Genomic DNA, 25,442 nt, shown 5'->3' with positions numbered 1-25,442 from the left:
TCATCTATGCCTTAACGGCTGATTTTATAAATATCCCAACAGCCCGGGCAGAAGCTTTAATATCTGCCACAGTAGTTCCCGCTGCAAGGGTTAAAGCGTTTTCGTTAAACTCGCCTGTAAGATAAATAGGTGCCACTTTATCAGCAGTTGTGGCGTCAGTTGCTTCAGCCAAAATAGCATAGACGTTCTGACTGCCGTCAGTAGCAGTTTTGTCAACTAACTTTAGCTTGCCGTCGGCAGTCACCCTACCAAGGACGGCTCCCCTTGGAAGATTTTGACCTGCAGCAATAGTCCCAACATCAGTTACTTTTGGCATTACATGCCCTACAAAAAGGTTATCGGGAGTAAAGATTTCACTCATTATTCAACACCTCGCTTTTTATTGGCCGCTATGGCCATTTTTTTTGCAAAAGCTTTTCTTTCAGTATCCTCATCTTTTATTGGTGTGGGAGCTGGTTCAATATCCTTTAAAACAGCAGCATCTTGTACTAAGTTATTGAGTAAGTTATATCTTTGATTTTTTAAGATGCTGACAATTTTCATAGCCAAATCATCAGCAGTTTGGCCAGTTTCATATCGAGCTTTGTTTAGAATTTCCTGGATTTCTTCATTCCCGGGAACTTCTAACTCCTGTAAAGCCTTAAATCTTTCTCTTTCAGCCCTAATCCCGGCTTCTTTACCCTCTTCATAAGCCTGTTTTCGTATCTCGGCATATAAATCCGGATACTCTTTAGCCAAAATCTCTGCTGTCAATTCCATATTTTTCACCTCCTTTCGAGTTTCCGGCACCATTTCTGGCACCTTTGGCTTATTTTTAAACCTGGATAAATCAACATCCAGGCCGTTTACATAAAGTACATTTCCTTTAATAGAAGCAGCAACCTGTATCTTTTCATCTATCTGGTCAATAAATCCATATTCCAGAGCTTCATCTGCAGTCATCCACGTTTCGGCATCCAGCAATTCTATTAACTTTTCTCGATCAAGATTGGTTTTCGTTTGATAAGCAGCAATCATCCCTTCCCGAATTTTATCCAGATCATCAGCTAATTTCCTAAAGTCGTTTGAATTACCTATACCAATAGTCCAGGGATTATGCACCATCATCATTGCATTTTTTGGCATTATAACCACATCTCCAGACATTGCAATTACCGATGCTGCACTGGCAGCTAAGCCATCTACATATACCGTGACTTTTGCTGGATGGCTTTTCAGGATCGAATAGATTGCCTGAGCCGCAAAAACATCACCACCACCGCTATTAATTCTCACTGTTAAATCGGTAATATCACCAAGTGCCTTTAAGTCCTCTGCAAATTGTTTTGGAGTTACTTCATCACCCAGCCAAGTAGTTTCGCTGATTGGACCATATAACAGCAACTCCGCTTCATTCTTCGTTGTCATCGCTTTGAACTGCCAGAACTTCTTCCCCTGTTGGCCCACCGGTCAACCCTCCTTCTCTCATCATTCGTTCTTCACGGGCTCGCTGGCGAACAATACGCTCGAAATCACTTCCTGTAAGTTCGGCCGCTTCCCGTGCCCTTGTTGAAAAGCCCTCTTTTACTCGTAAAGCAGCCGCATTTACTTCTTTTAGCGGGTCAATTTGTCCCTGGCTCGGACCATACCACTCTGCTCCTGAATATGCCATTCGAATTACAGGGTCATCAAAAAAGCCAGGAGCTTTAATCCGCCCTCTGGCTACCGCTTCTATTAAGAATTCTTCATAAATGGGCTGACAGAATTTCGCCGCAAGCCATGTTCTCCGCATCTTGAATGCTTTCCAGGCTTCTAAAAGTGCAGCCCGGCTTGCCGAATAAGACGCAGTAAAATGCTTAATCAGCAACTCATGAGGTATTTCTAACGCTGCCCCTATCTGCCTGCACATCGAAGTTACAAAACTATCAAAGGCTGTGTTGGGACGATTGGGATTAACTTCTTTGACATCTTCACCCGGAGCTAAAGCGATAATTGCACCATTACCCAATTCGTAACTATTCTGATCAGCAGTATCTATCTGCTGTTCCAAAGGAATACTTTCCCCAAGAGGTGTTTCCGGGGTGTTGGATGTAATAAATACAGTTAGCATACCAGAAATAACTGCCGCCATTAATTCTGCTTCACTATACCGGGTAAGCTGTTTTAGCGTCTCAATCACCGGGGCAAGTATTGGCACTCCGCGTCGCTGACCAGGCCGCTCGAATTCCATAATATGAAGGATGTTTCTTCGGCCAGTTTTTTCGCCAAAAGCCGGTACCCGGATCCATTTATTTTTTCCCATTGTGTATTTATCGAGAGGGTGTTTCTGAGCAATGTAATAAGCCACCGGTGCCCCATACTGGTCAACTTCAACACCACCACGCACTTTATCGTCTGTAATTTCTGGCGGATTACATACCCGGTCTGCCTCAATTAAGGATATTTTTAACAAATACGGGTTACCTGGCCGCTGAATCATAGGTAAAGCGCAAAAAACATCGCCGCTCATAAGCATGGACAAAAAAACCAGGGCCTGCATTTCATAAAAATCCATCATTCTTGTAGCATCACAGTCCTTAGCCCAAAGCGCAAACTCTCGTTCGGCTGTTTTTTCCCACTCGTCAGCTTCCTCAGGGTCCATTCCTAAGAATTCTGCATCAATCTGGGCTTTAAGTCGTAGACCGAAGCCCACAACGTTTGTACGATAAGTTTTTAGCGCACCGGTAGCCAGTGGAGCGCCCATATAAAGGTCCCTGGAACGTTGCCGCAAGATATCCAAATTATCCGTAATATCATCGTCCGGAGAACCGCCTTTATAGTTCCAACCCAAAAGAGACTTTTTTGTCTTACTGGCGCCATGATTAGAATAGCCGCTATTCAAGACCTTTAAGGCTTGCCTTGCTGCCTGCCGACGTAAATACCTTTCAGGAGATAAAATTTCTATTACTTTATCGAAAATGTTCATAGGTCTCGCGGCACAACCCGCAGGACACGGGCCCCGCGCCCCCTCCCTTGTTCTAATCTTGCTACTTCATTGCTCCAAAAGCGGATTCTTTCTGCAATTTCTCCAAGGTCTGCCCGGGTCAATTCCCTGGTACCAATCTTATATTTTTGACCTGTAGATACTGCCAGTTCAGCTTCAAGCCAGACTCTCAGGTGTTGTTTGGCCTCATCAAGCGTCCACGACATGCTTTTTCACCGCCTTTCTAAACACTGATGCCCCGGCTCAGGATTCGCCTTCTTCTCGAAGGTGCACCTGTCATCGGGGCATTTTGCTTGTAGTAATCTTTTTTTGGTGCTTGTGCAAGGGCTTCTAAGTTAGGATTCAGAATCTCTAATGCTGCCGTAGCATAGTTACGGCAGTCCAAAGGTTCATTACGGGTACCTGGTCGCTTTACCCATTCAAAGCTGGGCCGTCCTTTATAGTAACGAAGAACCCTTTTTTCAGAAGTTAAACCATCAAAATAAGCCTGGTCATATCCTTTCTCTGGTTCCCGCGGAAAGTGACAATATCCTGGTCCTTCTTCTTCTACTTTTAACCGCGACATGATTAATTCTTTTCCCGTATCTACACCGACCGGGAAAAGCAAAACACGCTTTCTATTATTACGTGTAGCTCTTCCAACAAGCGGAAGTCCTGCTCCTCCCTGCCCTTTAATTGCAAAGATTCTTCGATGCTCTCGGGGTTTACAAAAATCATATACCTGCTGGGTAAAATGACCACCAGAGTCAATACATGCACAGGCTATTCCTATCGCAGTACCATCAGCATATTTCCAGGTACGGTTTAAAAACTCATCCAACTGCTGCCATACCGCTTGTTGTCCAGGATCACCATATATTGCACGGTACTCTATCCCCCAGGATTCCTTGCCGATTCCCCATCCTACAACCTCTACCTCAAGTCGATCATCCTGGACGTCTATACCGGCAGTCAAAAGCAAAACCCCTTCAGGGACTTCACAACCGTAATTCTCTCTGCGTTTTAGCAGGTCATTTGTTTCAACACCATCCCCTTGTTCCTCCCATGTTTCGCCTAAGGTTGTATTCACCCATGCTTTAAGTAACTCAATATTGCCTCTTTCCTTTTCTTTATATGCCTCCTGGAATTCTTCGATGATTTTCTCCCAGCGCTTCCATGGGCTGGCCAGCTCGTTTAAGTGAAAGCCGCGAACTCTAATGTTTTTCTCTTTGGCGATCCACCTACCCTGGCCAGATTTCCACTCGAATTCCCCATGTCGCGCACCACAATATGAACATTCATGAGTTGCATCTTCAAAACGTATCTGCGCCCATGTTAACGGCTGATATTTACCGCAACTTGGGCACGGTAAGCACCATTCTTCCTGACTGGAATTTAAAAAAGCCGCTTCAATGCGGCTCATTCCTTTTATAGTTGGTGTCGAGACATAAACTTTTTTTCTATTCCAGAATGTTGTTGTACGCTTTTCCGCCAATGTAAGCGGATCACCTTCCGTTCCTGCACTGACAGGATAACGGTCCACCTCATCTGCAAGAAGTATCCTTATCGGCCTACTTGCCAATCCCGATGGCGAATTTGCACCAATAATCGTAATATGACCTCCAGGAAATTTCTTGTGCAACACTGTATTATCGGAATCCCTTGACCGTGCATCTTTGACCTTATCGCGTAATGCCGGAGTGTCTCTTATCATCGGCGCTAAGCGGTCTTTAGAAAATGTTTTGGCCATTTCAAGTGTCGGTTGTATCACCAAAATTGGAGCAGGATCATAATCGATATGGTATCCGATGATATTTAAAAGTATTTCGGTCTTTCCTACCTGTGAACTAGTCATGACAATAATAGTCTCTACTGCAGGGTCATTAACTGCATCCATTATCTCTCTTTGATACGGAGCCCGGTCCGTCCTCCATTGCCCTGGCTCCGCTGATGATTCGGGAGATAGCCTGCGGTAAAGATCAGCCCATTGTGATACGGTTAAATCCGGAGGTGGCGCAACAACCTGGGCGCACTCCCGAAAAAGCCTGTAAAGTTCATTTTTTCTTCCCACTGCCACGGCGTGGCTCCCCTTCAATTTCTTCTACATCTTCTTCTAAAACGAGCTTATCCTTGCTTTGTCTGTAAAATACCTCCGGATCATAGTCGGATAACTCCGATAGTGCCTCGTAAACCTCTTTTTTTATTAAATCTTGTATGATGGCTAAGTCTGTTTTGCCTTGAATTTTCGGTGCTACCTTCGACGGGATAGCAAGACAGCGGGCACGAAAAGCGCCAAGCATATCATTCATTACCCGGCGGACATCTTCTGAACGATGAAGTTCACCCCGCATTATCTGAAGTTCCAGCTCAACTTTCTGGCGGTGAGCCCTGGTAAGCAGTGTTTTTTCTTTTTTGAGGTCAAGCTCTTCATCTGATTCGGCATACTGAGATTTAATCCAACCGATATACTGTTGAACTGCTTGAACTAAGTCAAATTTTCCTCGTTCAATTTTAGAAATTACCCCGGCTTTCTCAAGCTGTCGAATTCGTCTGTCTGTTACCCCAAGAATTTCCGCTAATTCGGACGTGCTGACTATCCTGGATTTCTGATTACTCAAGGCTTCACCACCTTTATAATTAGAGCTTAAAACGGAAACGGAAATGCTTTTTTTAAGCCTGTCGCTAAAAAAATTTCGGGGCTCGCCAGACCCGTAACCTTTACCCCTTCCAGAAGGACCCGCACTTATAACCCATCAACACTACTCCACCGCTTCTACTGTAACCCTAAAGGTCTTGCCAGTAAGGAGTAGTAGCTTCAATACCTCGCTCATCTCGCTTCCAGGTACGTCTAACTTCACCCGTGCACCGTCGCCGTTGCCACTTACGCTTACTGCCGACTGAATTGGCGGTAACGACGCGATAAAGCTTATCTTTTCCATTTTCTCACCTCTCCTCACCCACCGCCCCCACCCTGGCGGTTTTGTCATGGGTGCTTTTACCCGCCCAAAAGGGCACTGCCAAGTTCAATAAAAAAAGAGCCGTGAGGCTCTTACCTGTAAGTCATTTTACAAATCGGTACTTTACCGAAGTATTATTCCCACTAAGCGGCTCAACTTCAATTGCAACAATATCTCTTGGTAGCTCATTTAAAATTGATAGAACCACTTTTTGCTCAATTCCTGTATCTTTTGAAATTTGCTGAACAGTTTTTGCTTCCCCTACGCTTTTAAGATAATTTATTATCTTTTCTTTTTCTGTCATCATTTCCACCTCCTGCTTCTAAGCATTCGGTGGGAAAAAGCTAATTCCTGCTTTTGAGCTACTCTCAAATTTAAAAGCCGTCTCCTCGGACGGCTTTCCTTTAATAGCATATTACCACGTTAATTCTGTTTTATTGTTCAGAACAATAAATAATTTTTTTCACAGCAAACCTTTCTTTGCCGCTAATCTTGCTGCATACTCTACAATTCTTTCCCACCAGTAATAAAAAGTAGTTCTGCTTTCAATCCAAGTATCCTCTGGATTTTTCCCAAGTATCTTTGCCAATTCTTGCGCATATCTCCATTGAACTGGTGCAATCCACCCATTACGGCCAGTTCGGTAGCGATATTCTCTCCGCAACCGCAAAAAAACTTTCATTTTTAGCGGCAATCTATTTTCCACTTCTTCCACCAACTGCAACCACTTTTCAGTTTCTTGCAATCGTGCAAGTTCAACTGCCTTCCTGGCTGTTGGATCAGAGACTGCATTTTTCCCGCCAGGAACGGCATCCGTTAAACACGGTGATGATTCTATAATTGCCTCTCGCAGTCTCTCATACTCTGCCTTTCTCTCCTCATAGAATAGCAGCCAATTGGCCACTTTGCGATTTTCTTTTTTAAACTCCAAATCAATAGGGGCAGGATCGGCCTGGTATTGCCTCATCCGATCACCCTCCTGGTATTCATTTGCCGTATTGCCCCCCGAATTCTTTTCCAGTAGTCATGCCTCATCAATGAGATAATCTCTGCCGTAGTCAATTCTTCTTCTTCGCCGCTTCTCTGTATTAAATTTTCTTCATCCAGCAGCCCTATCTGTTTTAACTTCGTTAACACATCCGGCTGTTTTGCTTTTATGTATTCGTAAATTGTCATCATTACCGCTCCTACCCCCTTAAAATATGCATTACTAAACCAATTCAAACTCAATTACCCACACCCAAGGATTCACGTCCCACCCATAGCCATTTTTGGCATTGATGCTATCCCAAAGACTTGCGAATGCCTCTCGAGCTGTCGTGAAATTTAACCATGCTCCTGTCTTACAAATATTTTTGTCTAAGTAGTGAGCATGCAACGGGCCTTCCTCCGTCCACTCAATTCCTTCGGCTATAGCATCCTGTTCGGAGATGTCCTGCAACCTCTCAACTCGGACGTTCTTTACGCGCAAAAACAATCTGGAAGCTTCGCGTGGCATGTGGATTGAGGGTCGCCACCTTAATGTCGGTTTTACCGTTTCTTCCATGCCTGGATTAAAATTTGCCCTGTAATGATATCCCGCGGCATCTTTTATCCACGTTTCCCTCACCCAGAGAATATCTCCAGGCTGGCCGTAAGGGCATTTAACTCCCCATTCACCCCATTCGTCATATACGCCATAAACAGGCTTCCCAGGAACCAATTCGCCATCTTTATTAATTATTGCAGGCTCATAAATCTCGGGGCCATAAATTTTATCGACATAATTAGGCGGTTGCGGTTTTATCACTCGCCGCGTCTGGGTTTTTCGCCCTTCAAGTATCGCCCTGACCATTTCGGTTGAAAAAATTATGGGCCTTTCCACTACCTTCACCCCCACTATTGCATTTTAATAAACATTACCCGAAGAACGGGTCACCGCTTGCTTTTCTGACCTTTATCTCTTCACCCGGTCCCCCGGTAATGACCAGGTAAACTGGTTTTTCATAATAACACTGCACCAGCCTTGGGATTTTTCTCCCCATCTGTCTTACGCAATCACGGCCCCATTTTACCTGGCATCTCTGGAAGTCCTTGCAATTTACTATCACACACTCTTCTTGCCTTACTCTCTCTACCCGGGCTACCCCGCCATATTCACCGCTCCCCTCGGATAAATGTAAATCTCGGTCCTCTCCTCTCGCTTACTTAACACAATAATTCTTTCTGCCGAAATTTTCTCAATGATGTTGTCATCTTCGATTATTCCAGCCATTCCGAATTTTGGTACTCTCTTAACAATTAGCCCATCCAGGACCGACTTTGTGAGGTTATCTATATCAGGCAATCTTCCGCCATGAATGTAAAATTTTATCTTAATTCCCAGCCTTCCGCTTAATATTTCATCTACCTGTTTTGTAGCTTCTATCCTGACTTTGTTTTCAAATTGTTTTGTCCGTCTTGGAGTATAAACCCCGTATTTACCTTGCCGCGGCCTCTCTTTTGCAATTGGTCTGCCGGGAATAATAATTTTGTACCCCTCCAATTAGCCCACCGCCTTTTCTTCCTCTGGCACAAAATGTTTGCATTTAATCACAGTATAAATCGTATAAACATCTCTCCCATCACTCCTTGGCGTTTCTTTTTCGATTGCTTTTTTCCATACTTTTGTTAAATTACCTACCCACTCACACTTATCAGCATAAGCATTTTTACAGTCCCAAAATAACGATTTACGCTTATCGTTCGTTTCCCTCATTTCTTCATCTCCCTTAGTCTGGAATCTTTCCAACCAGCATTTTGTTTCTTCCGTCCCAAATTAGCGGCAACCTATCAAGTTTTGATATATCCAGGGTAAATCTATACCGCTTATGGTGAAAATCATACTTTTTGAACCAGCGTGCTTTATAAGAACTAACCCCTGAACTGCTTTTCTTATTGCAATCGCTCTGGGTGCTATACCAATCTCTATTGTTAAAGGTTCTTTTGGGTTTTCCCCAAAAAGTTTTTCAATAGCACATTTATTTAATCTCAAATACGTATATTTTTTGCCAGCATTGTGTAACATTAACATTGGTATATCACGGTTCATCCCGTTAGGCCTATAATTGAACCACTTAAACGCATTCGGGTCAAAAGTTACTTGTAACTCAGAAGCTTCTTCTAAACGTTCCTCGTCTTTTAAATGTTTAACATTTCTAATCGGCACTCTATCAAATTTCCCCATAGTTCTCCCTCCTGCTTTAATCTTCAAACTTGGCCTGCCATCTCCAGCCGATAGCCTCAATCCCGGTCACTTTCTTTTCATACGGTAACCGGATTAATATGTCTTTCAGCTTCAGCAGATAATTTTTTGTGCCCGATTCACGTTTGAGGAACCATTTAGGCATTTTCTCCACCTCTCGCATATTTCACATGATCCTCCCGTACTTTACGCCTTTTACACCGGTAAGGGTGATAAGCAAGTATGTCTATTAGCTCCAATTCCTTTGGTACTGGATGTTCAACTCCCAATGCCGCTTCATCGGCAATTTTTAAAATTTCGCAGTAATATTGGTCAGCTTTCGGATCATAATATTCACACGGTCCGCACTCTCTATCCACCCAATCCGCATACTGGGAGCCGCAATGAAAAGCCCAATTCGCTTGTGTACTCATTCATTTTACCTCCCTAAAATAGTGTTAACTGCACTTTTTTATGCGGGCAGTCCTCCGGTAAGTGTATAACTGGCTTTATGTTTCTGCTTTTTAAAGAAAAATCAAACTCAACAGGATCCACTCTCACTTCCACACCTAAATATTCGCAGTATATATAGCTATATTCCGAAGTTGACCCTCCGCCTTGTTGAAAATGCCCCATATATTCGCAGTAGCAACCGTATTTGTTTGCATTTAAACAATCCATGTTATCCATCTCTAAAACGGAATGTCCTCCTCATCTACCTCAATCTCCGTACCAAAATCTGACCAGTCTATTTCTTCACCGCTTTCCGCCTGCTTCGGCTTATCCAGGAACCGTACATTATTGGCCACAACCTCGGCCACTTTTCGCTTCTTTTCTTCCTTGTCGGTATAGCTTCTAATCTGGAGCCTGCCTTCTACCAAGGCAAGTCGTCCCTTTTGCCCGTATTCATTCACTATTTCCGCCAGCTTGTTCCAGGCTATTACGTCGATAAAATCCGCTTCTTTTTCGCCTTCTTTGGTCGTATAGGGCCTGTTCACGGCCACGGTCATTGTTGCTACTGTGGTTCCATTTTGCGTGTACCTAAGCTCCGGGTCCCGGGTGAGCCGGCCGATCAGGATTATGCGGTTAAACATTGTCGTTGCCTCCTAATAATTCGGGGTTTTCGTAGATATTACCGAGAACTTCGCTTCTTATTACATCTATATTTGTTAACATTGACCTGTCTGTTTTATTGATAACCTGCCAACAACCAAAAAAGTTATCCCATTTTACTACGCCTTTAATTCTTTGGGTTTCTATTACATCCCCCTCGTAAATCTCCCGACCTTCGCTGTCCTTTAGGCCAGTGTATTGCATAACTATAAAATCATCCCGATTTTCCCATTCTGCTTCTTTTAGCTTAATCACGTTCTTACCAATAAACTCTACATCGTACATCCTGCCATTAACCTTATCCCAGGCCCTAAACTTAAACTCACGCATTTCTTTTACTTCCTCCCCATCTTGCTTTTTCTCATTTCTTTTCGGTACGATTTCCCTTCTAACTTTACTGGCTCACACATCTCAATTATCCGGTCCACTATCCGTTCCCCAAGCTTGTCCACTAATTCTTCCATCGTGCAATTCGTGGTTAGTACAGTCGGCAATTTCTTCTCATACCTGGTGTTAATTAGCTTGAAAAGTTCTTCCTGTACCCAGTCAGTCGTTCTTTCGGCACCAATATCATCCAATACCAGGAATCGTTTGGTTGCTACTTTCTCCGCCAGCCGCCGGTCCGCCGTTTCATCATGGTAGGAAATGCGTATCTCGTCCAATAATTTTGGTACCAGTATCATTGCCCCAGGTATCCCTTTTTCAAGCACTACTTTTAAAATTGCCGCTGCCAGATGTGTTTTCCCCGTTCCAACCGGACCAGCAAGGATTAATCCTTCGGTAGTATTCCAGTTAAAATTCTGGGCATACTCAAAGCACTTATCGAACGCTTTCTTGTTATGCATGTTAACGCTAAAGCTTTCAAATGTTTTACCTTCAAATCGTTCGTTTAGATATTCACGTTTTTGTTCTTCTACTACTTTCCGCTCAAAATATTTGCAAGACGTCCAGGCATAGGTAGGTGTTTTATAAAGTTTCGTCGCTTCTTCGTGCAATACAGGTCGCCAACCTTTTTGCGGCATTTTGCAATAATCAAGTCCAGCGCACTTAGGACATTCCTCATCAGCTTTTTTAGCCAGCATTCCTTCAATCGAAATACCATGAGTAGTCGTTTGCGGCAGTTTTTTTACCTCGGCCGCCATTTTTACCATCTCCTTTGAGAATAGCTCTAAGATATACCAATGGATCTTCTGGTATAAAGCCGCTTTCTACTCTATACCCAAGTTCATTAATCGCCAGGAGCACTTTATCATAGCCATATTCGTTATAAAGTCGTCCAACAAAAGCAAAGTCGCCGGTTTTATGTTTCTCTTTTGGCAAAATTTTTCTGTACTCCTGGGTAAGCTCGGCGATTAGTTTCTGATTAGTTGGTGGTCCTTCGTCAGCGTCAGCTGTTACTTCGTTAGAAGTAACTATATTAATATTTTTTTGTTTTGTTTTGTTTAGTTTATATAATGTGCTACTTAATTGCCCGGTTTGTGCCTCCTCGTGTGCCCGGTTCGTGCCTACTTCTGTGCCTACTTCTGTGCCTACTTCTGTGCCTACTTTTTGACAGTCAACTCTTTGTTTATCGAAAGGTATAATCCGGTATCGTCCGGCTTGATTAGAAGTGCCTTTCCGATACTCAATCAGTCCCTTTTGAACTAATTGATTACGCGCTCTCTCTAATCCTTGCCGGGATAGGCCGGTCATTAATTGAAGCGTTTGATTGGGCACCGTAAACCATTCTTGCCAACCAGTCATGTTGCAGATGGATATCAGTGTGTACCATAATGCAACTTGTCCGGTTGACGGTCGGTTTATCACGGCCCAATCCCTGAACGCATTCAATTCTTTTATGTAGTTCATTGAGCTCACCTATCTTTTAGCGATTTCATTTTGTTTTATTGGCACTTTTAAAATTTGCCCGGGATAAATCGTGGAATCTTCGAGATTATTCAGAATCCGGATCTCCTCGATAACCACCCTTATGTCCTTACCTGGTATGTTTAACTCTTTGGCTATTCCCCAAAGTGTATCGCCTTTTTCGACTACAATTTCCTGGGTATTGGCAGGGTCAATTACTATTTGCTCTGAATTTATCAGGTATGGCAGCCTGGCGACGGCACCAATCACCGCCGCCAGGAGCATGATGAAAAAGACGATTTTAAATTCACGGTCCATAATTATTCCTCCGCATTTTTTGGATACACCCGAATTTTTTCCACACGACATTCTTCGCTTGGTACGAAAATAAACCCGGAGGTTCCTTCTCCTATGCTCTTGAGTGGTTGAAAATCATATTTGCAATATAATTTTCCAGGTATATAAGCATAAAACGGGCAATGATTGCATCTATCACCAGGCTTATATTCTTTATACTTGGGCATTAGCTTCACGCTCCTACAAATTTTACTTATTTGGCGAGCAGGCCGAGCCCGCCCGCCGTTAGGTTATTGCACTACTTCCGCATCTATCGTCATCTGCTTTTCCAGTTCTGCCAAATGCTCTATCAGGTCGCTTGCTTCGCTCTTGGTCAGCTCCTTGCTGCTTTCCTTGCCGTAACGCTCGCTTATCATAGCGTGCATTGTTTCTTTGTCGTATCCCAGCTTGTTTGCCATTGCATAAATTTTCTTCCGTTGCAGTTCGGTTGCTAAATCTTCTTTCTGAGCTTCTTCATTCGTTTCGGTATACTCAACATCAATCGTCTTAGTCGGTAGCTGCGAGTCATCAATCGGCATTTCCTCCGGTGAGTACATTCCCTGGAAGGTTTCGGGGAATGCCTCTCTCAATGCTTGCACCAATGCAACTTTCCTTATCATTGTCGCCGGCATTTCTCGCCAGTTCCGCATTAGTGTTCCATCTCTTTTTTTGCGTTCGTATTCTTTAAGGGAGACCGTTATCTCTAACGGTTCCTTCCAGTCTTTGCGACTTACTCTTGCCCAGCCACCAACCAGCTCTTCGTTTGGCAATACCAGCGTTCCATTCCGGTACTCAATGTTTCCGTCTTTCTTCTGGACGATTACCCCAGCTTGCCAGCCAGTGCAAAGTTCATTTTTGGCCGCTCGTTTTGTAAATGTTTCTTTCCCAGTAACAATCGTGGCCGGCTCATTGCCGTATTTTATTAAGTAAGCTTCCCGCAAGAATGGATTAAGCTTCTGGTATTTGCAAAGCGCAAGGAACATCATTACTTCTTGATCCGTTACCTTATCAGGTTCACCGTTCACCAGATACCGCTTTACCGTTTCTGGGGTAAGTTTTATTGTCCCGGTATCGGTTTCATATTCAAAACTTACCAGTGCCTTAGTTTTATCACTCATTATTTATCACCGCCTTATGTTCCAATCTCATCATTACCTCAGGTACTTTTAACCGCATTTTTTCAACTTCCGGTTCCCACCTTTTTAGCCATTTCCAAACAGCTGCAACAGAAAAGTTAAAGTAATCAGCAATATCTTCAATGCTAAATCCAAAAGCTCTTAGCCATATAATTTCTTGCTTAAATCTTGGGACTTTTGGTTCAATTAAATGCGGGGATATATCTTTTCTTCCGTGGCAGGATAAGCAAAGGGTTTCCATGTTTTCTAATCTATTGTCCTTATGATTTTTATTTTTGTGGTGAATGGTGATAGGTCTTCCCCATTTCTTTAAGTGTTCTTCTGCAGTCATTCCGCACTCTACGCATCGGTAATTATCCCTTTTTAAAACTGCATCTCTTAAACCCTGATTGTCGTAATATCGACATAACGAATAGCCGTGCTTTTCTTTAAATTCCCTGCGTTTTTTCCTCTGCCATTCAAGCTTGTATTCTTTTTTGGCCATTATTCCGCCCCTTTCTTCCGGGTAATTTTAAAGCCTTCGATAACCTTTTCTCTAATGTATGGCGTCAAATCTATCACCTTGGCCAGTTCCTCCTTGTCCAGGTCTTTCCGTACTTGCCGGTATATAGTGCAAATGTAGCCATTTAACTCTGCCTTATCCAGGCTATTTTCTTTCATCCAGCCTTTGAGTTTGTCTTCGTACGCCTTCTTAACCGCTTCTAAACTTTGTATCATCGCCCTAATCCGGTCAATTTCAGCCGGTATTTCTTCAATTGGGAGCGCTTCATTTAACACAGCTAATTGCTCCACCGCCACCTAAACCGCCTCCTTTATTTCACAACCTTGCTGTCGCAGCCAATTAATTACTTCATCTCGCTTTATCACACCGCCCTTGTACGGAATCTTGGCAATGAAATCCCACTTAAATTGTTGGTAGAACCTTCTGGCTAACTCTTTATCTTCTGTGATCACATAGAGAATGTTAAGTGCCAGCTCTGCAGGTCCACTACCACCGTAACCCCACTCAAAACCGTCCGGGCTGTGCCCACCACCGATAAGGTGGGGGATGTTTGTGATCGCAAGGTGGCCATCACGACGCAGGATGATTTCGCCAGCCACTTAAACCGCCTCCTTATCTTTCAGTCGTAATCCAGTTAGACGACTAATCCCGTTTTCATGTAAAGCTGGTTGAATTATGGCTTCAATTTCATGCAAACAATCCACACAAAGTTCAACCTGCACGTTTCTTTTATTATCGGGGTATACCGCATCTGTTGGTACTGAGTAAATGGTCACCAGATAAAGATTTTTATTATCAACTTCTTTTAAACACCGGTCACAGTAATAATGAGTTTTTCTCACCTAGACCGCCTCCTTGATATCAATTTTGATGTCCGCAGCTTTCAGATAAGCCTTCACAATTTCTAAAACGTTGATAACATATCTATCTGCATGATACTTGTTAGGGAATGCTCTTCTTGCGAAAACTATCTCCTCGCCAGCAGTTGTTACAAAATACACAGTTGCTATAAAGTTTTCGTTATATTCATCAATCTCCGATGATATTTTTACTACGTTATCCAGGTTAAACATCTCACCATTCCGCGAAATCCACATTGCGCTTTTTCTCCTTTCGTGGTAAAATTTTTTTAAAAGGTGATTTAGTATGCGGCTTTCAAGGCCGCTTTTTCTTTTGGCTTTATTTGCAGCGATAGTGTTTTTACTGCCCATAACTTGAGCGCCTGTATTCTTTGCTCCAGCTCAATTAACTCCTGCAAGATTTTCTTAAACTCTTCCATTTCATCTTCCGTAATTATCCCGTCATGAGTTATGTCTATTAAGCGGTTTACCGTCCTGTGAACATCAGCTTCTTCTTTCAATAATCCCAATACTGCTATTGCCAGGTCCTTTATTTCCACCGGGTTAGCATATACCTGCCCAATAGGACAACTTTTTGCGCAGTATCTTGCACATAACATCGGCTCATTGTACACCTCAGCGGCTTTCAATATTACATCTGGTGGTACCATAGTGTGACCGTTTTCATAACTTACAAGCGTTCTTGCGCCTATGTGGAGCCTAAATGCTGCTTCTTGAATGCTCAATCCCGCTTTTTTTCTGGCTTCTTTTAGCATTGTACTCACCCCCTTCCTGTGGTTTACTAAGAGTAGAAAAACCTCCTACCCTCCACCCGGTCGGCTGGCCACCGGCCGGGATATTACCCCGCCGACTTCTTTTCAACTAATTCACGATAAACTATTGGTGCAAATATTTCGGCAAGTTTGTCAGTGATTGCCTCTCTTACTTCATCTGAGTCCAGTAATTTATCTACTTCTGGATCTTCTACGGCAACCAACTTGTTGCCCACTTTGATGCCGGTTACTTTAAACCTGATTACCTTTTCCTTTGGCCGTTCCAAGTTATTACCTCCTTCCCTCCCGGCCCCACCCCGAACCCCCGCAAGCGGTGGGGCTAAATTCCTACCCCGCTTTGAAGGATTTTCCTTCTTTGTGTCGAAAAAAGAACTAACTTCGGATTTGATTTAGCCCCACTACCAAGTCCCTTGCTGGTAACAAATTATCCTTGTTCTGTGCGGGAGTGAAACTGAATATTTTCGCCAAGGATTAATTAAGCCAAAGACTTATAATCAAGAATAACAGGGTTCTCTTTGAGTTGTTTCCCACATTTGATGCAGAAGTTATAGTGAGATTTATTTTCGTGTTGGCATGCAGGGCATAAAATGGATGGCTCTTTTGACTTCTCCTTGCTTTTGATAGCCTTCACTCTCCCTCACCTCCTTACCCCGCTTTGGGTTGTTGTTCTAGTTTACCAAACATTTTGTTTGGTTTTTGGGTATTAAATAAGTCAGGGAAAAGTTCAGAGGCGGGAATACCAAATAGTTTCTCCATCGCCAATGCCAATGGCAATCTTGGATTTCTGCTACCTTGTTCAATCATGCCGTAAAAACTTGGAGTTATACCAAGTTTTTCAGCCACTTGAGCTTGTGTCCAACCATGATTTTTCCTTGCATTTATAAGATGTACTCGCTTCATTTTTCCACCTCCTTACCAAACTTATTGTTGTGTTTCTGGTTTAATTATACCCAACATAAAGTTGTGTTGTCAATATAAAAAACAACATTTTGTTTGGTTAATTTTATAACCCAACACCATGTGGTATAATGAAAACGGTGATTTTATGGATATAAGACAATTTTTTGGGAAAAAACTTAGAGAGCTACGAAAATCCCAAGGGCTTACCCAAAAAGAACTTGGTAGACGTCTAAACGTTACAGAAGCTGCAGTCGGGATGTGGGAACAAGGTAGACGATTACCTGATCCAGAAGTTTTGGCACGTTTGGCTGAAATATTCGGTGTTTCTGTCGACTACCTTCTAGGAAATAATCAACAAGCCTCTCCTTCTACCCCTTCATGGTGGTATCGCGACACTCCGCCAACTAATGTAGAACTCGAAGAATTCCTCAAAAACGCCAACATATATTTTGATGGTACCCCTTTGGATGAAGAGGATAAGGAAGATATCCTTACTTACCTTAAAGTTAAGTGGGAGCGCGAAAAGAAAAAACGGGAAAAGGATAGTAAAAAATAAAGTTCCATTGCTATTAAAAAACCTGCTACCTAAACGAGTAGCAGGTTTTGGTTTAATTAAGCAGTATGACAATTTTCGACATTGTTTTAAGGTCAAGTAGGTGATTCTTATGGATTATGTTAAACAAACTGTAAAACAGTTAGTAGAAGAATATGAAACAAACGATCCTTATATTTTGGCGCAATCCTTAGGTATCGACGTGGATGAATTTCCTTTTCGTCGTATTAAGGGGCTGATAATTGAAATTGCCGGAAAAGTCACAATTGTCCTGAACTCAAACCTCCCAGCTTGGTTTAAACGCTTGGTCCTGGCTCACGAATTAGGGCACAGAAAATTGTCCCCGCAGGGTGTGGGATATTTCTTCCTGGCAGATTACACTCTGATGGAATCTAAGATTGAATATGATGCTAATAGATTTGCCGTAGAACTCTTAACGTGGGGTGAGGAACCAGATCTTGATGAAACCATGGAACACTTTGCAGCAAGGATTGGGTTACCCAAAGAAATGCTGCGGTATAAAATTGCTAAATAAGGATATAAAGCTTTTAAAAAATGCTGATGCGTTTGAGCTAATAGCTTGTTTTTAAAAGCATCAACATTTAAATAATTTTGGTGGAGGGATTAGAATGAATTTACCGGAAAAGTTTCCTTGGTTTAGAAAAATTCCCGGTTTTAGAAGTGGTAAACCTTTAAACATGATAATAGCATCAATCTTTTATTTTACATACCTGGTTATGGCGATTAGCATAATTCGTGAATCATCTAATAATTTTTGGGAAACTGTTGCAATTTTTTCATTATTCTTTTTGTTACCAATAAGTGTAATTGCCTCAATATTCTTAGCTTTTAAGCGTGATCCTCTTTGGAAAAAGTGGTTAGCTGGAGCAGGAATTGCTTTTTTAGTTTTTTTTGTTAGCGTAATAAATTCTCCAACTTCGCAAGCACCGAATAATAATACCTCTAAGCCTACTTCAAAACAAGAAGTTGTAGCTACCTCCCAGCAAAATCAATCCACTACTGATTCATTAAGCTCTGAAAAAACACCTACCATAGCCTCTCAAAGCCAAAATTCACAAACAAATGAAAATACTCAACAGTCCTCCCAAGATCAGCAAGCCCCTATCCCTTTAATTGCCGCTAAAGTTACAAAAGTAGTTGATGGTGATACTATTTATGTTCGACTTCCCAATGGTTCTGAAGAAAAGGTTAGGTTTATCGGAGTTGACACTCCTGAAAGCACAATTCAAAATGAGCCATATGGCAATGAAGCTTCAAATTATACAAAGTCTAAGTTGGCCGGCAAAACTGTTTACCTTGAAAAAGACGTTAGCGAAAGAGACAAATATGGAAGATTGCTCCGTTACATTTGGTTAGCAAAGCCCAAAGAAATAAGTGAAAGCGAAATTAGGTCAAAAATGTTTAATGCTATCCTTTTACTTGGTGGATATGCCCAGGTTGCTACGTACCCACCCGACGTAAAGTATGTAGATTTCTTTACTAAGTTTCAACAAGAAGCAAGAGAAGCCGAAAAAGGACTTTGGGGAATTTCACCAACTCAAGAAGAGGATATTAGCTTAGCTATTCAGTATGTCGGGAATAAAAATAGTAGGAAATTCCATTATGAGGACTGCCGGTGGGCTAAAAAAATTGCACCTTCTAATAGGGTTTACTTTAAATCGAGAGAAGCAGCTATAAATGCCGGATATGTTCCATGCAAAGTGTGTAATCCATAGCCTTAAGGCAAAATCCTTGGGGGTATTTAGATGAGTTCTATAGAAAAAATTAAACAATCATTAAAAGAACAAAAAAGTTTATTAATTGGATTATGTTTTTTTATTTTGGTATATGTTATAGGCTTAACGCACCCCCAAACAATTCAAGAAAAAGAAGACAATGCCGTTAATAAGACAACTACAACCCAAAAACAAGAACAGCAATCTACCTCCGAATTTGTTCCTGCTATAGTTGTCAGAATTCATGACGGTGAAACAATCACAGTACAGCTACCTGATGGAGCGAAGGAGAAAGTTAGACTAATTGGTATTGATGCTCCCGTTGAAGATACTCTTATAAATTTAAGCAGTAAAGATCCAGCAAAGTTAACTTTAGCTGATTTATGGGGTAAAACTGTTTATCTTGAAAAAGATGCTGTTGATAGAGATAGCAATGGTTACTTGCTCCGTTATGTTTGGTTAGAAATACCGGATATTAAACCAAATGTAATAAGTGATTCCGAAGTACAGAAAAAAATGGTTAATGCCATTCTCTTATTAAATGGGTATGGCAAATATACTAGCACTTCGCCAAATAAAAAATATGAAAGTGAATTAGCGCGAAGCGAATTTGAAGCTTTTGCTCATAAGAAAGGAATATGGTCAATAAGTACAGCACCACATGCCCCACCCGATTCAAATAAAAGCGTTAAAAAACAAAATATTATAGTTTATGTGACATTAACAGGTCATAAATACCATCGTAGCTGGTGCCGATATTTGAGATACAGTAAAATCCCAATTAGCCTTGGTGATGCCATTAATGAAGGATATGAGCCTTGTAGCGTGTGTAATCCGCCTTATTAAAATTTAAGGAGATTTTGTAGGTCCGTATTATAAGTTACGTAGATTAGATTTATTTCCAAAAGGAGGTGAAAGATAAAGAACGAATAAAGTCGATTCTTAAGCAATACGGCTGATAATTGACAAATATGAGTATTTAATTCAAAAGCTATGAAGTGGTTGAAAACTATTACTATGACAAGGAAGTATGAAAAAAGTAGTTGGTATAAAGGAGGCAGAGATGAGAATGGCATACGAGAATGGATACGAAGTTGTTAACTACATTGGAAACTGTATTGAACGTTATAGAAAAGACCCCCTCATCTTCACTAAAGCCACTCAACTAATACCTGTATATATGCTGCGTAAAGATTGGCCTTTTTGCGTGAAAGATTTGGATAAAACAATCAAAGAGATATTAGGTGATTCTTTATCTTCCATTGCATCTTTCGTTGAGAGATATTTAGATGATCCACGGATAGTATGGCCGGAAAATTTGCCGGAAAGATTTCTTGATGATTTAAAGATATTTCACGAAACCATAAGTCCAATTATAAAACAAGCTTCATTAGGAGTAGCTTCTCCTCTTAGGTTTGCAGGTGTTAATGTTTCTTTTTATAATGATAGACCTCCTTTAATTACAATTATTCGCTTAGATGGGGAAAAATTGGATTTAGAGATAACAGTCGAAGATTTAGAAACTACGATTCAGATACTTAATGATATCCTCTCAAAAACTAAGGAGAAAGAAGTGGGGCGAAATGAAGGAAACAGCTGAAAAAAATGTAATCTTTATGCCAGGAATAAACAAAAATCCTCAAATTGACCAGCCCTCCTTAACTGATAAATTCCTTACTTTTTACATCCCGATAGACGAAAAAAAGATGTTAGATCTCTTAAAAACCTCGTTTCTTTATGATACACTAAAAGTAAGCATGGCAAATACTATTTTAAAGAAAAGCCAAGAAGAGGCTACAGCTTCTAAAGAAGAGGGGATAAATATGGACTGGCAAGAAAAATATTTAGATAAATTAGACCGGGATATAAGTGATATGAAGGCATCATTAAGAGCAACTGAAGAAAGAGTCGCCCAAATGATTAGCCAAACCTTATCAGAAATACGTGATAGAGATAATCAAAGACACCAAGAGTTTCTTGCAATCAATCAAAAAATAGATTCTATAAATTCTACAATTGACCAAAAAATAGATTCTATGAATTCTAAAATTGACCAATCAAATAAATTCATTATTACCATGGCTGTTACAACCATAATAGGCATTGCAACAATGGTTATTACTGTTTTGATTAGTAAATAACTTAAAAAATTAGACTAAAGCGGCCCACCGCTTTTTCTTTTTATTCCCTTAATCGAACATTTGTTTTGGAGGTAGTAATATGCGTGCCGTAATCTATGCCCGTTTTTCCAGTGACAACCAACGCGAAGAATCTATAACTGCCCAGGTAAGGGCCTGCTCTGAATATGCAAAGCAAAAAGGCTACCACATTGTCAAAATATACGCTGATGAAGCACGTTCAGCACTAACTGATGACAGGCCAAACTTTATTAGAATGATTAACGAGGCCAAGCTCGGCTTATTTGACGTGGTCCTGGTTCATAAGCTAGACCGCTTCGCACGAAATCGCTACGACAGTGCCATTTATAAAAGGGAATTAAGACGTTGCGGCGTTAAAGTTGAAAGTGTATTGGAGCAATTAGACGACAGCCCGGAAAGCATTATCCTTGAAAGTGTTCTGGAAGGCTTAGCCGAATACTACTCGCGCAATTTAGCCCGGGAAGTAATGAAGGGCATGATGGAAAATGCCCTCCAAGGCAAACACAATGGCGGGCTACCACCTTTAGGATATGATGTTGATCCGGAAACCAAAAAGCTTGTAGTGAATGAATCCGAGGCAAGAATTGTAAGGCTTATTTTTGAGTTGTATGCCCAGGGCAAAAGTTACAACGACATTATTTTCACTCTTAATCAGCACGGCTTTAAAACAAAAAAAGGCAAGCCTTTTGGTAAAAACAGCATTTTTGAGATATTACGTAATAAGAAATACATTGGTATTTATGTTTTCAATCGTAGTGTCTCAAAAAAGGAAGGTAAACGTAACAATCATTTAAGTAAAGCACCTGATGAAATCGTTGAAATCCCTGGCGCTATTCCGGCTATTATTGATGAAGAACTTTTTTGGAGGGTTCAGTCCATCATGGATAAAAGGAAAAGAAACAGAGCTTCTAATAAAGCTAAAACAGTTTATCTCCTTTCTGGCTTAATTTATTGCGGTGAATGCGGGAATGCAATGATAGGCGATTCATCAAGTTATCTTACCAAAAAAAACAAAGAGCATAAAAAGCTATATTATTATACCTGCAATTATAACGGCCGGACCGGGCAGTGCAATTCCCAAAAGGTCCGGAAAGAGTTAGTAGAAGAGTTTGTTTTAAAGCAATTAAGAGAAAGATTTTTTGCGGAAAAAGCTATCCCGGAATTGGCCGAGAAAATTTACTCAAGCTTTACCAGCCAGAAAAAAGAAATGGGGAAAGAAGTTAAATATATTGAGAAAGAGTTAAAAGAAACAGAGAGAAAAATAGCCAACCTGGTCAATGCTTTGGCTAATGGAGCATCAACCGTAAATTCTATCGTCGAGCAACTAAAATTATTAGAAAGCAAAAAAGCCACCCTCGAAGTGCAACTCCAGGAGTGGTATTTAAAGTTACAGGATAACGTTGTCACCAAAGACAATATTATTGCCTTCTTAAAAAGCAAAAAAGAGCAACTGGATAGTAATGATCCAGTCGCTCTTAAATCGCTTTGCCAGGAATTTATTGATAAAGTTACTGTAAACAATGATAAAACCGACGTTGAATTTAAAATAACTGTGGTTATTGATGGTGGAGGCGGGGGGAATCGAACCCACCGTCCGGAGGACAAGAACCGAAAGCTTCTCCGAGGGCAGCCGGTATTTTAGCTTTCACCCGATTGGTGCCTACCGGCAGGCCACAATCGGGCTATCCCGTAAAATCTCGCTTATGAAGAGCCGGGACACCCTTCATAAGCCAGCCCGGTCCGGTCACGCCCCGACAGAAGCCCCGGGCAAGCTTCCGTCAGGACGTAGCTGCGTTATTAAGCAGCTAAAGCGTAGTTTTCGTTGGCAGTTATATTTTCCCACCATTTTTAACGAGGTAAGATGGGGTCCTCGCCTCGCTACTTTCGGCCCTTCGCTCCCCCGTCGAACCCTTTACGCCCCCGGGTTAATAACGAGCTCGCAGAGCCTTTTCAATTTCTCGGGCTGCATCCCTTTTGGCCATCTCTTCCCGTTTGTCGTAAATCTTTTTCCCTTTAGCTAAGCCCAATTCTATTTTAGCATAATTTCCTTTAAAGTAAAGCTTTAATGGTACCAAAGTTAAACCCTTTTCCCTGGTTTTACCAAACAGGCGCATAATCTCCCTTTTATGCATTAAAAGCTTCCGGGGTCTTTTTGGTTCGTGGTTAAAGCGGTTCCCCTGCTCGTAAGGGCTTATATGCATGTTGTAAAGCCAGAGCTCACCGTTTTCGATCCGGGCAAAGCTGTCTCTTAAATTTACCCGGCCCAGGCGAATGGATTTAACCTCGGTTCCTTTTAATGCTATTCCTGCCTCGTATTTTTCGAGAATATGATAGTCATGATAAGCTTTGCGATTTTCCGCAATTATCTTTTCCATAAAAACATACCCCTTAAAAATTCGTAACATACATGACTTAAGTTATTATATCATATTTTCTAAAATTTTTGCTTAGAAATTTTTCTACATTAACCGCTCCAAAATTTCTTCCGCCGATTCATTTGTTTCGGGGCTTTCTCCAAGTTTTTTTACAAGTACAAAATCAATTTCTCTTGCGACAGTGTTTACTTTAACCAGCCTGACCCGTACTTCATCCCCCAGACGAAACACCTTTTTCGTACGGCGGCCTATAAGGGCATAACTTTTTTCATCATAAAGATAGTAATCGTCCTCTAAAGTAGATACGCGCACTAACCCTTCGATTAAATTAGGCAACTGCACAAAAAAACCGAAAGAAGTTACCCCGGAAATTATAGCATCGTATTCGGTACCTTCTTTCCCTGCCATAAACTCAACCATCCGCATTTCCACCGATTCCCGTTCCGCTTCCATGGCCCGGCGCTCCATTTCCGACGACTGCTTGGCAACCTTTGGTAAATTTTTGGCAAGTTTTGCTTCCCGTCGCGGCGTAAGTTTCCCTTCTAATACTTCCCGGATTATCCGGTGAATCATTAAATCGGGATAACGGCGAATGGGTGAAGTAAAGTGGGTGTAGTATTCCGCCGCTAACCCAAAATGCCAGATTCTTTCCGCCGAATAACGGGCCTGCTTCATTGACCGCAGCATGACCGCATTAATTACCCTTTCCTCTTTTCTCCCCGCCACTTTTTCCAATAGCCGTTGAAATTCCCGGGGGTGGTATTTTCCGTCCCGGCCACCCTTTAAGTTATAACCAAAAAGCCTTAAAAACTCTTTTAAGCTGTGAATTTTCCCTTCGTCGGGATCTTCGTGAATGCGGTACAAAAACGGCACTTCCTGCCAGAAAAATCTTTCCGCTACCGTTTCGTTAGTTATTAACATAAACTCTTCAATTAGCTGGTGGGCAATGTTTCGCTCCCGCCGGACGATATCCACCACTTCCCCTTTATCATTCAGAATTACTTTAGCCTCGGGAAGATCAAAATCAATTGCTCCCCGCTCAAGTCGACGCTTTCTTAAAATCATGGCAAGGTTGGCCATTTCCTCCAGCATGGGCACCAAATCCCCAAGCTCTTCCCGGGCTTTGGGGTCTTTATCCAAAACAGCTTTTTTCACCATGGTATAGGTAAGCCGGGCCCGGGTTTTAATAACCGACGGAAAAATTTCATGACTTACCACTTCTCCGGCAGGAGTAATTTCCATTACCACCGATAGGGTCAACCGGTCTACTTGCGGGTTTAAACTGCATATCCCATTGGACAGCTCCGGGGGAAGCATCGGCAACACTTTACCCGCAAGGTAAACACTGGTCCCCCGCTCTAACGCTTCTTTATCCAGAGCCGAACCTTCCCGCACGTAATACGAGACATCGGCTATATGCACCCCCAACTGGTAATTACCGTTAGAAAGCTTTTTTAAGCTCACCGCATCATCTAAATCCTTGGCATCTTCATCATCAATGGTAACAATCATTTCCCCTCTTAAATCCCGGCGGTTTTTTAGCTCTTCCGGGTCAATTTCCCGGGAAATAGCCCTGGCTTCTTTGATGGTTTCAGGCTTAAAGGAATCTAAAAGACCGTATTTTTTTATAATAGCATTTAAGCGGGTTTGAGGATCCTGGGGATCGCCTAAAATTTCAATAATTTTACCTTCTGGAAGTTCTCCTTTCCGGGGATAAACGGTAATCTCCACAACCACCTTTTCTCCGTTCTTTGCTTTTACTCCCTTTTTCCCCAGGGGAATAATTATGGCACTGGTTATCCGTTCATCATCCGGTTCCACCAGGCCATAGTGCCGCCGCCGGTAGAAACTCCCCACCACCGTTTTATTGGCCCGTTCTAAAATTTTTACCACTTCTCCCTCCGGGCGGTTACCATCGGAAAAGGGAAGGTATCTTACCAGTACCCGGTCGTTATGCATTGCTCCTTTTAAATTGGTTGGGGAAATAAATACATCCTGCTTTTCCCGGTCTTCGGGTATTAAAAAGGCAAATCCTTTCGGATGCCCCTGAATCT

40 protein-coding genes, 1 other RNA gene and 1 pseudogene are annotated in these 25,442 nt (G+C 41.9%); 7 read left to right on the top strand and 35 right to left on the bottom strand.

The annotated features are described in order from the left end of the window. Positions 1–4 precede the first annotated feature (4 nt). The 32 genes from ciss_RS03825 to ciss_RS03680 all read right to left on the bottom strand — a co-directional run bounded on the left by ciss_RS03825 (position 5) and on the right by ciss_RS03680 (position 16,565). The gene (locus tag ciss_RS03825; RefSeq protein WP_075864983.1) at positions 5–361 is read right to left on the bottom strand and encodes a head decoration protein; all 357 of its coding nucleotides are present in this window, start codon (positions 359–361) and stop codon (positions 5–7) included. Then, positions 361–1,446, bottom strand: coding sequence for a head maturation protease, ClpP-related (locus ciss_RS03820; RefSeq protein ID WP_201787766.1), 1,086 nt, complete (start codon positions 1,444–1,446; stop codon positions 361–363). The genes ciss_RS03825 and ciss_RS03820 overlap by 1 nt, the downstream gene beginning before the upstream one ends. Further along, the gene (locus tag ciss_RS03815; protein ID WP_075864981.1) at positions 1,391–2,944 is read right to left on the bottom strand and encodes a phage portal protein; all 1,554 of its coding nucleotides are present in this window, start codon (positions 2,942–2,944) and stop codon (positions 1,391–1,393) included. The genes ciss_RS03820 and ciss_RS03815 overlap by 56 nt, the downstream gene beginning before the upstream one ends. Continuing rightward, positions 2,941–3,168: a DUF6148 family protein gene (locus tag ciss_RS03810; RefSeq protein WP_075864980.1), complete on the bottom strand. Its 228-nt coding sequence runs from the start codon at positions 3,166–3,168 to the stop codon at positions 2,941–2,943. Before ciss_RS03810 ends, ciss_RS03815 begins: the two co-directional genes overlap by 4 nt. A gap of 17 nt (positions 3,169–3,185) precedes the next feature. Continuing rightward, positions 3,186–5,018 (bottom strand): phage terminase large subunit family protein, encoded by a 1,833-nt coding sequence (locus tag ciss_RS03805; protein WP_075864979.1) that lies wholly within the window; start codon positions 5,016–5,018, stop codon positions 3,186–3,188. Next, on the bottom strand, positions 4,996–5,559 hold the full coding sequence (locus tag ciss_RS03800) for a type IV toxin-antitoxin system AbiEi family antitoxin domain-containing protein (RefSeq protein WP_075864978.1): 564 nt from the start codon (positions 5,557–5,559) through the stop codon (positions 4,996–4,998). Before ciss_RS03800 ends, ciss_RS03805 begins: the two co-directional genes overlap by 23 nt. 141 nt (positions 5,560–5,700) lie before the next feature. Next, on the bottom strand, positions 5,701–5,880 hold the full coding sequence (locus ciss_RS03795; RefSeq protein ID WP_143298467.1) for a hypothetical protein: 180 nt from the start codon (positions 5,878–5,880) through the stop codon (positions 5,701–5,703). Positions 5,881–6,001: 121 nt separating this feature from the next. Continuing rightward, positions 6,002–6,202, bottom strand: coding sequence for a hypothetical protein (locus tag ciss_RS03790; protein ID WP_075864976.1), 201 nt, complete (start codon positions 6,200–6,202; stop codon positions 6,002–6,004). A gap of 159 nt (positions 6,203–6,361) precedes the next feature. Next, positions 6,362–6,865 (bottom strand): hypothetical protein, encoded by a 504-nt coding sequence (locus tag ciss_RS03785; protein ID WP_075864975.1) that lies wholly within the window; start codon positions 6,863–6,865, stop codon positions 6,362–6,364. Continuing rightward, the gene (locus ciss_RS03780; RefSeq protein ID WP_235837232.1) at positions 6,862–7,077 is read right to left on the bottom strand and encodes a hypothetical protein; all 216 of its coding nucleotides are present in this window, start codon (positions 7,075–7,077) and stop codon (positions 6,862–6,864) included. The genes ciss_RS03785 and ciss_RS03780 overlap by 4 nt, the downstream gene beginning before the upstream one ends. 31 nt (positions 7,078–7,108) lie before the next feature. Beyond that, positions 7,109–7,762 carry a hypothetical protein gene (locus ciss_RS03775; protein WP_201787765.1) on the bottom strand — a complete coding sequence of 218 codons (654 nt, stop codon included), beginning with the start codon at positions 7,760–7,762 and terminating at the stop codon, positions 7,109–7,111. Positions 7,763–8,020: 258 nt separating this feature from the next. After that, on the bottom strand, positions 8,021–8,422 hold the full coding sequence (locus tag ciss_RS03770; RefSeq protein ID WP_075864973.1) for a RusA family crossover junction endodeoxyribonuclease: 402 nt from the start codon (positions 8,420–8,422) through the stop codon (positions 8,021–8,023). After that, positions 8,423–8,635 carry a hypothetical protein gene (locus ciss_RS03765; protein WP_075864972.1) on the bottom strand — a complete coding sequence of 71 codons (213 nt, stop codon included), beginning with the start codon at positions 8,633–8,635 and terminating at the stop codon, positions 8,423–8,425. A gap of 60 nt (positions 8,636–8,695) precedes the next feature. Next, positions 8,696–9,103 (bottom strand): hypothetical protein, encoded by a 408-nt coding sequence (locus tag ciss_RS03760; RefSeq protein ID WP_075864971.1) that lies wholly within the window; start codon positions 9,101–9,103, stop codon positions 8,696–8,698. Between the two features lie 16 nt (positions 9,104–9,119). Next, positions 9,120–9,266 carry a hypothetical protein gene (locus ciss_RS13265; RefSeq protein ID WP_166503979.1) on the bottom strand — a complete coding sequence of 49 codons (147 nt, stop codon included), beginning with the start codon at positions 9,264–9,266 and terminating at the stop codon, positions 9,120–9,122. Continuing rightward, the gene (locus ciss_RS03755; protein ID WP_075864970.1) at positions 9,259–9,534 is read right to left on the bottom strand and encodes a hypothetical protein; all 276 of its coding nucleotides are present in this window, start codon (positions 9,532–9,534) and stop codon (positions 9,259–9,261) included. Before ciss_RS03755 ends, ciss_RS13265 begins: the two co-directional genes overlap by 8 nt. Before the next feature lie 258 nt (positions 9,535–9,792). Continuing rightward, on the bottom strand, positions 9,793–10,194 hold the full coding sequence (locus tag ciss_RS03745) for a single-stranded DNA-binding protein (RefSeq protein ID WP_075864968.1): 402 nt from the start codon (positions 10,192–10,194) through the stop codon (positions 9,793–9,795). Beyond that, a complete protein-coding gene (locus ciss_RS03740) occupies positions 10,187–10,543 on the bottom strand; it encodes a YopX family protein (protein ID WP_075864967.1) in 357 nt (118 codons plus the stop codon). The genes ciss_RS03745 and ciss_RS03740 overlap by 8 nt, the downstream gene beginning before the upstream one ends. Positions 10,544–10,548: 5 nt before the next feature. Beyond that, the gene (locus ciss_RS03735; RefSeq protein WP_075864966.1) at positions 10,549–11,355 is read right to left on the bottom strand and encodes an ATP-binding protein; all 807 of its coding nucleotides are present in this window, start codon (positions 11,353–11,355) and stop codon (positions 10,549–10,551) included. Next, positions 11,300–12,061: a cyclic nucleotide-binding domain-containing protein gene (locus ciss_RS03730; RefSeq protein ID WP_075864965.1), complete on the bottom strand. Its 762-nt coding sequence runs from the start codon at positions 12,059–12,061 to the stop codon at positions 11,300–11,302. Before ciss_RS03730 ends, ciss_RS03735 begins: the two co-directional genes overlap by 56 nt. 9 nt (positions 12,062–12,070) lie before the next feature. Then, complete coding sequence (locus tag ciss_RS03725; RefSeq protein ID WP_075864964.1) at positions 12,071–12,376, bottom strand: LysM peptidoglycan-binding domain-containing protein; 306 nt, start codon at positions 12,374–12,376, stop codon at positions 12,071–12,073. A gap of 2 nt (positions 12,377–12,378) precedes the next feature. After that, complete coding sequence (locus ciss_RS13260; protein ID WP_166503978.1) at positions 12,379–12,582, bottom strand: hypothetical protein; 204 nt, start codon at positions 12,580–12,582, stop codon at positions 12,379–12,381. Positions 12,583–12,645: 63 nt separating this feature from the next. Then, positions 12,646–13,512 (bottom strand): phage recombination protein Bet, encoded by an 867-nt coding sequence (gene bet / locus ciss_RS03720; RefSeq protein WP_075864963.1) that lies wholly within the window; start codon positions 13,510–13,512, stop codon positions 12,646–12,648. Further along, positions 13,505–14,014, bottom strand: a complete 510-nt coding sequence (locus ciss_RS03715; protein ID WP_075864962.1) for a helix-turn-helix domain-containing protein — start codon at positions 14,012–14,014, stop codon at positions 13,505–13,507. The genes bet and ciss_RS03715 overlap by 8 nt, the downstream gene beginning before the upstream one ends. Continuing rightward, the gene (locus tag ciss_RS03710) at positions 14,014–14,328 is read right to left on the bottom strand and encodes a hypothetical protein (protein ID WP_075864961.1); all 315 of its coding nucleotides are present in this window, start codon (positions 14,326–14,328) and stop codon (positions 14,014–14,016) included. Before ciss_RS03710 ends, ciss_RS03715 begins: the two co-directional genes overlap by 1 nt. Then, complete coding sequence (locus tag ciss_RS03705; protein WP_075864959.1) at positions 14,329–14,631, bottom strand: DUF6166 domain-containing protein; 303 nt, start codon at positions 14,629–14,631, stop codon at positions 14,329–14,331. Next, positions 14,632–14,874 (bottom strand): hypothetical protein, encoded by a 243-nt coding sequence (locus ciss_RS03700; RefSeq protein ID WP_075864957.1) that lies wholly within the window; start codon positions 14,872–14,874, stop codon positions 14,632–14,634. Next, positions 14,875–15,129, bottom strand: coding sequence for a hypothetical protein (locus tag ciss_RS03695; RefSeq protein WP_075864956.1), 255 nt, complete (start codon positions 15,127–15,129; stop codon positions 14,875–14,877). It lies immediately after the preceding gene. Between the two features lie 44 nt (positions 15,130–15,173). Beyond that, entirely contained in the window at positions 15,174–15,647 is a 474-nt protein-coding gene (locus tag ciss_RS03690; RefSeq protein WP_075864955.1) for a helix-turn-helix domain-containing protein, read from the bottom strand. Positions 15,648–15,730: 83 nt separating this feature from the next. After that, positions 15,731–15,931, bottom strand: coding sequence for a hypothetical protein (locus ciss_RS03685; RefSeq protein ID WP_075858028.1), 201 nt, complete (start codon positions 15,929–15,931; stop codon positions 15,731–15,733). Positions 15,932–16,140: 209 nt separating this feature from the next. Next, the gene (locus tag ciss_RS13790) at positions 16,141–16,296 is read right to left on the bottom strand and encodes a double zinc ribbon domain-containing protein (RefSeq protein WP_369689004.1); all 156 of its coding nucleotides are present in this window, start codon (positions 16,294–16,296) and stop codon (positions 16,141–16,143) included. 14 nt (positions 16,297–16,310) lie between these two features. Further along, positions 16,311–16,565 carry a helix-turn-helix transcriptional regulator gene (locus ciss_RS03680; protein WP_075864954.1) on the bottom strand — a complete coding sequence of 85 codons (255 nt, stop codon included), beginning with the start codon at positions 16,563–16,565 and terminating at the stop codon, positions 16,311–16,313. A gap of 145 nt (positions 16,566–16,710) precedes the next feature. Here ciss_RS03680 and ciss_RS03675 point away from each other — a divergent pair, with 145 nt between their 5' ends. The 7 genes and pseudogenes from ciss_RS03675 to ciss_RS13785 all read left to right on the top strand — a co-directional run. Then, positions 16,711–17,121, top strand: a complete 411-nt coding sequence (locus ciss_RS03675; RefSeq protein WP_075864953.1) for a helix-turn-helix domain-containing protein — start codon at positions 16,711–16,713, stop codon at positions 17,119–17,121. A gap of 109 nt (positions 17,122–17,230) precedes the next feature. Further along, entirely contained in the window at positions 17,231–17,653 is a 423-nt protein-coding gene (locus ciss_RS03670) for an ImmA/IrrE family metallo-endopeptidase (protein WP_075864952.1), read from the top strand. A 94-nt stretch (positions 17,654–17,747) separates the two neighbouring features. After that, on the top strand, positions 17,748–18,854 hold the full coding sequence (locus ciss_RS13520; protein ID WP_075864951.1) for a thermonuclease family protein: 1,107 nt from the start codon (positions 17,748–17,750) through the stop codon (positions 18,852–18,854). 30 nt (positions 18,855–18,884) lie between these two features. Further along, positions 18,885–19,700, top strand: a complete 816-nt coding sequence (locus ciss_RS03660) for a thermonuclease family protein (RefSeq protein ID WP_075864950.1) — start codon at positions 18,885–18,887, stop codon at positions 19,698–19,700. 184 nt (positions 19,701–19,884) lie between these two features. After that, positions 19,885–20,454 (top strand): hypothetical protein, encoded by a 570-nt coding sequence (locus ciss_RS03655; RefSeq protein ID WP_075864949.1) that lies wholly within the window; start codon positions 19,885–19,887, stop codon positions 20,452–20,454. Next, positions 20,438–20,995 carry a hypothetical protein gene (locus tag ciss_RS03650; protein WP_075864948.1) on the top strand — a complete coding sequence of 186 codons (558 nt, stop codon included), beginning with the start codon at positions 20,438–20,440 and terminating at the stop codon, positions 20,993–20,995. The genes ciss_RS03655 and ciss_RS03650 overlap by 17 nt, the downstream gene beginning before the upstream one ends. A 79-nt stretch (positions 20,996–21,074) precedes the next feature. Continuing rightward, positions 21,075–22,130, top strand: a pseudogene (locus tag ciss_RS13785) (recombinase family protein); the annotation flags it as partial. Positions 22,131–22,576: 446 nt separating this feature from the next. On the opposite strand, the gene ssrA reads toward ciss_RS13785, so the two are convergent. The 3 genes from ssrA to rnr form a co-directional block, all read right to left on the bottom strand. Further along, positions 22,577–22,935, bottom strand: a transfer-messenger RNA (tmRNA) gene (gene ssrA / locus ciss_RS03630). Between the two features lie 3 nt (positions 22,936–22,938). Next, the gene (gene smpB / locus ciss_RS03625) at positions 22,939–23,388 is read right to left on the bottom strand and encodes an SsrA-binding protein SmpB (protein ID WP_011343238.1); all 450 of its coding nucleotides are present in this window, start codon (positions 23,386–23,388) and stop codon (positions 22,939–22,941) included. 84 nt (positions 23,389–23,472) lie between these two features. Then, the coding region (gene rnr, locus ciss_RS03620) for a ribonuclease R (RefSeq protein ID WP_201787764.1) at positions 23,473–25,442 on the bottom strand (1,970 nt) is incomplete at its 5' end.

Origin of the sequence: Carboxydothermus islandicus (genome assembly GCF_001950325.1) — a bacterium.
GTDB classification, from domain to species: domain Bacteria; phylum Bacillota; class Z-2901; order Carboxydothermales; family Carboxydothermaceae; genus Carboxydothermus; species Carboxydothermus islandicus.
This window is presented reverse-complemented; position numbering and strand designations above follow the sequence as displayed.

Excerpts from the sequence above, each read along its gene's own strand:
- ciss_RS03825 (WP_075864983.1), bottom strand. The coding sequence starts at position 361 with ATGAGTGAAATCTTTACTCCCGATAACCTTTTTGTAGGGCATGTAATG.
- ciss_RS03815 (WP_075864981.1), bottom strand. The coding sequence starts at position 2,944 with ATGAACATTTTCGATAAAGTAATAGAAATTTTATCTCCTGAAAGGTAT.
- ciss_RS03810 (WP_075864980.1), bottom strand. The coding sequence starts at position 3,168 with ATGTCGTGGACGCTTGATGAGGCCAAACAACACCTGAGAGTCTGGCTT.
- ciss_RS03795 (WP_143298467.1), bottom strand. The coding sequence starts at position 5,880 with ATGGAAAAGATAAGCTTTATCGCGTCGTTACCGCCAATTCAGTCGGCA.
- ciss_RS03790 (WP_075864976.1), bottom strand. The coding sequence starts at position 6,202 with ATGACAGAAAAAGAAAAGATAATAAATTATCTTAAAAGCGTAGGGGAA.
- ciss_RS03785 (WP_075864975.1), bottom strand. The coding sequence starts at position 6,865 with ATGAGGCAATACCAGGCCGATCCTGCCCCTATTGATTTGGAGTTTAAA.
- ciss_RS03780 (WP_235837232.1), bottom strand. The coding sequence starts at position 7,077 with ATGATGACAATTTACGAATACATAAAAGCAAAACAGCCGGATGTGTTA.
- ciss_RS03765 (WP_075864972.1), bottom strand. The coding sequence starts at position 8,635 with ATGAGGGAAACGAACGATAAGCGTAAATCGTTATTTTGGGACTGTAAA.
- ciss_RS03760 (WP_075864971.1), bottom strand. The coding sequence starts at position 9,103 with ATGGGGAAATTTGATAGAGTGCCGATTAGAAATGTTAAACATTTAAAA.
- ciss_RS13265 (WP_166503979.1), bottom strand. The coding sequence starts at position 9,266 with ATGCCTAAATGGTTCCTCAAACGTGAATCGGGCACAAAAAATTATCTG.
- ciss_RS03755 (WP_075864970.1), bottom strand. The coding sequence starts at position 9,534 with ATGAGTACACAAGCGAATTGGGCTTTTCATTGCGGCTCCCAGTATGCG.
- ciss_RS03745 (WP_075864968.1), bottom strand. The coding sequence starts at position 10,194 with ATGTTTAACCGCATAATCCTGATCGGCCGGCTCACCCGGGACCCGGAG.
- ciss_RS03740 (WP_075864967.1), bottom strand. The coding sequence starts at position 10,543 with ATGCGTGAGTTTAAGTTTAGGGCCTGGGATAAGGTTAATGGCAGGATG.
- ciss_RS03735 (WP_075864966.1), bottom strand. The coding sequence starts at position 11,355 with ATGGCGGCCGAGGTAAAAAAACTGCCGCAAACGACTACTCATGGTATT.
- ciss_RS03730 (WP_075864965.1), bottom strand. The coding sequence starts at position 12,061 with ATGAACTACATAAAAGAATTGAATGCGTTCAGGGATTGGGCCGTGATA.
- ciss_RS03725 (WP_075864964.1), bottom strand. The coding sequence starts at position 12,376 with ATGGACCGTGAATTTAAAATCGTCTTTTTCATCATGCTCCTGGCGGCG.
- ciss_RS13260 (WP_166503978.1), bottom strand. The coding sequence starts at position 12,582 with ATGCCCAAGTATAAAGAATATAAGCCTGGTGATAGATGCAATCATTGC.
- bet (WP_075864963.1), bottom strand. The coding sequence starts at position 13,512 with ATGAGTGATAAAACTAAGGCACTGGTAAGTTTTGAATATGAAACCGAT.
- ciss_RS03715 (WP_075864962.1), bottom strand. The coding sequence starts at position 14,014 with ATGGCCAAAAAAGAATACAAGCTTGAATGGCAGAGGAAAAAACGCAGG.
- ciss_RS03695 (WP_075864956.1), bottom strand. The coding sequence starts at position 15,129 with ATGTGGATTTCGCGGAATGGTGAGATGTTTAACCTGGATAACGTAGTA.
- ciss_RS03690 (WP_075864955.1), bottom strand. The coding sequence starts at position 15,647 with ATGCTAAAAGAAGCCAGAAAAAAAGCGGGATTGAGCATTCAAGAAGCA.
- ciss_RS03680 (WP_075864954.1), bottom strand. The coding sequence starts at position 16,565 with ATGAAGCGAGTACATCTTATAAATGCAAGGAAAAATCATGGTTGGACA.
- ciss_RS03675 (WP_075864953.1), top strand. The coding sequence starts at position 16,711 with ATGGATATAAGACAATTTTTTGGGAAAAAACTTAGAGAGCTACGAAAA.
- ciss_RS03670 (WP_075864952.1), top strand. The coding sequence starts at position 17,231 with ATGGATTATGTTAAACAAACTGTAAAACAGTTAGTAGAAGAATATGAA.
- ciss_RS13520 (WP_075864951.1), top strand. The coding sequence starts at position 17,748 with ATGAATTTACCGGAAAAGTTTCCTTGGTTTAGAAAAATTCCCGGTTTT.
- ciss_RS03660 (WP_075864950.1), top strand. The coding sequence starts at position 18,885 with ATGAGTTCTATAGAAAAAATTAAACAATCATTAAAAGAACAAAAAAGT.
- ciss_RS03655 (WP_075864949.1), top strand. The coding sequence starts at position 19,885 with ATGAAAAAAGTAGTTGGTATAAAGGAGGCAGAGATGAGAATGGCATAC.
- ciss_RS03650 (WP_075864948.1), top strand. The coding sequence starts at position 20,438 with ATGAAGGAAACAGCTGAAAAAAATGTAATCTTTATGCCAGGAATAAAC.
- smpB (WP_011343238.1), bottom strand. The coding sequence starts at position 23,388 with ATGGAAAAGATAATTGCGGAAAATCGCAAAGCTTATCATGACTATCAT.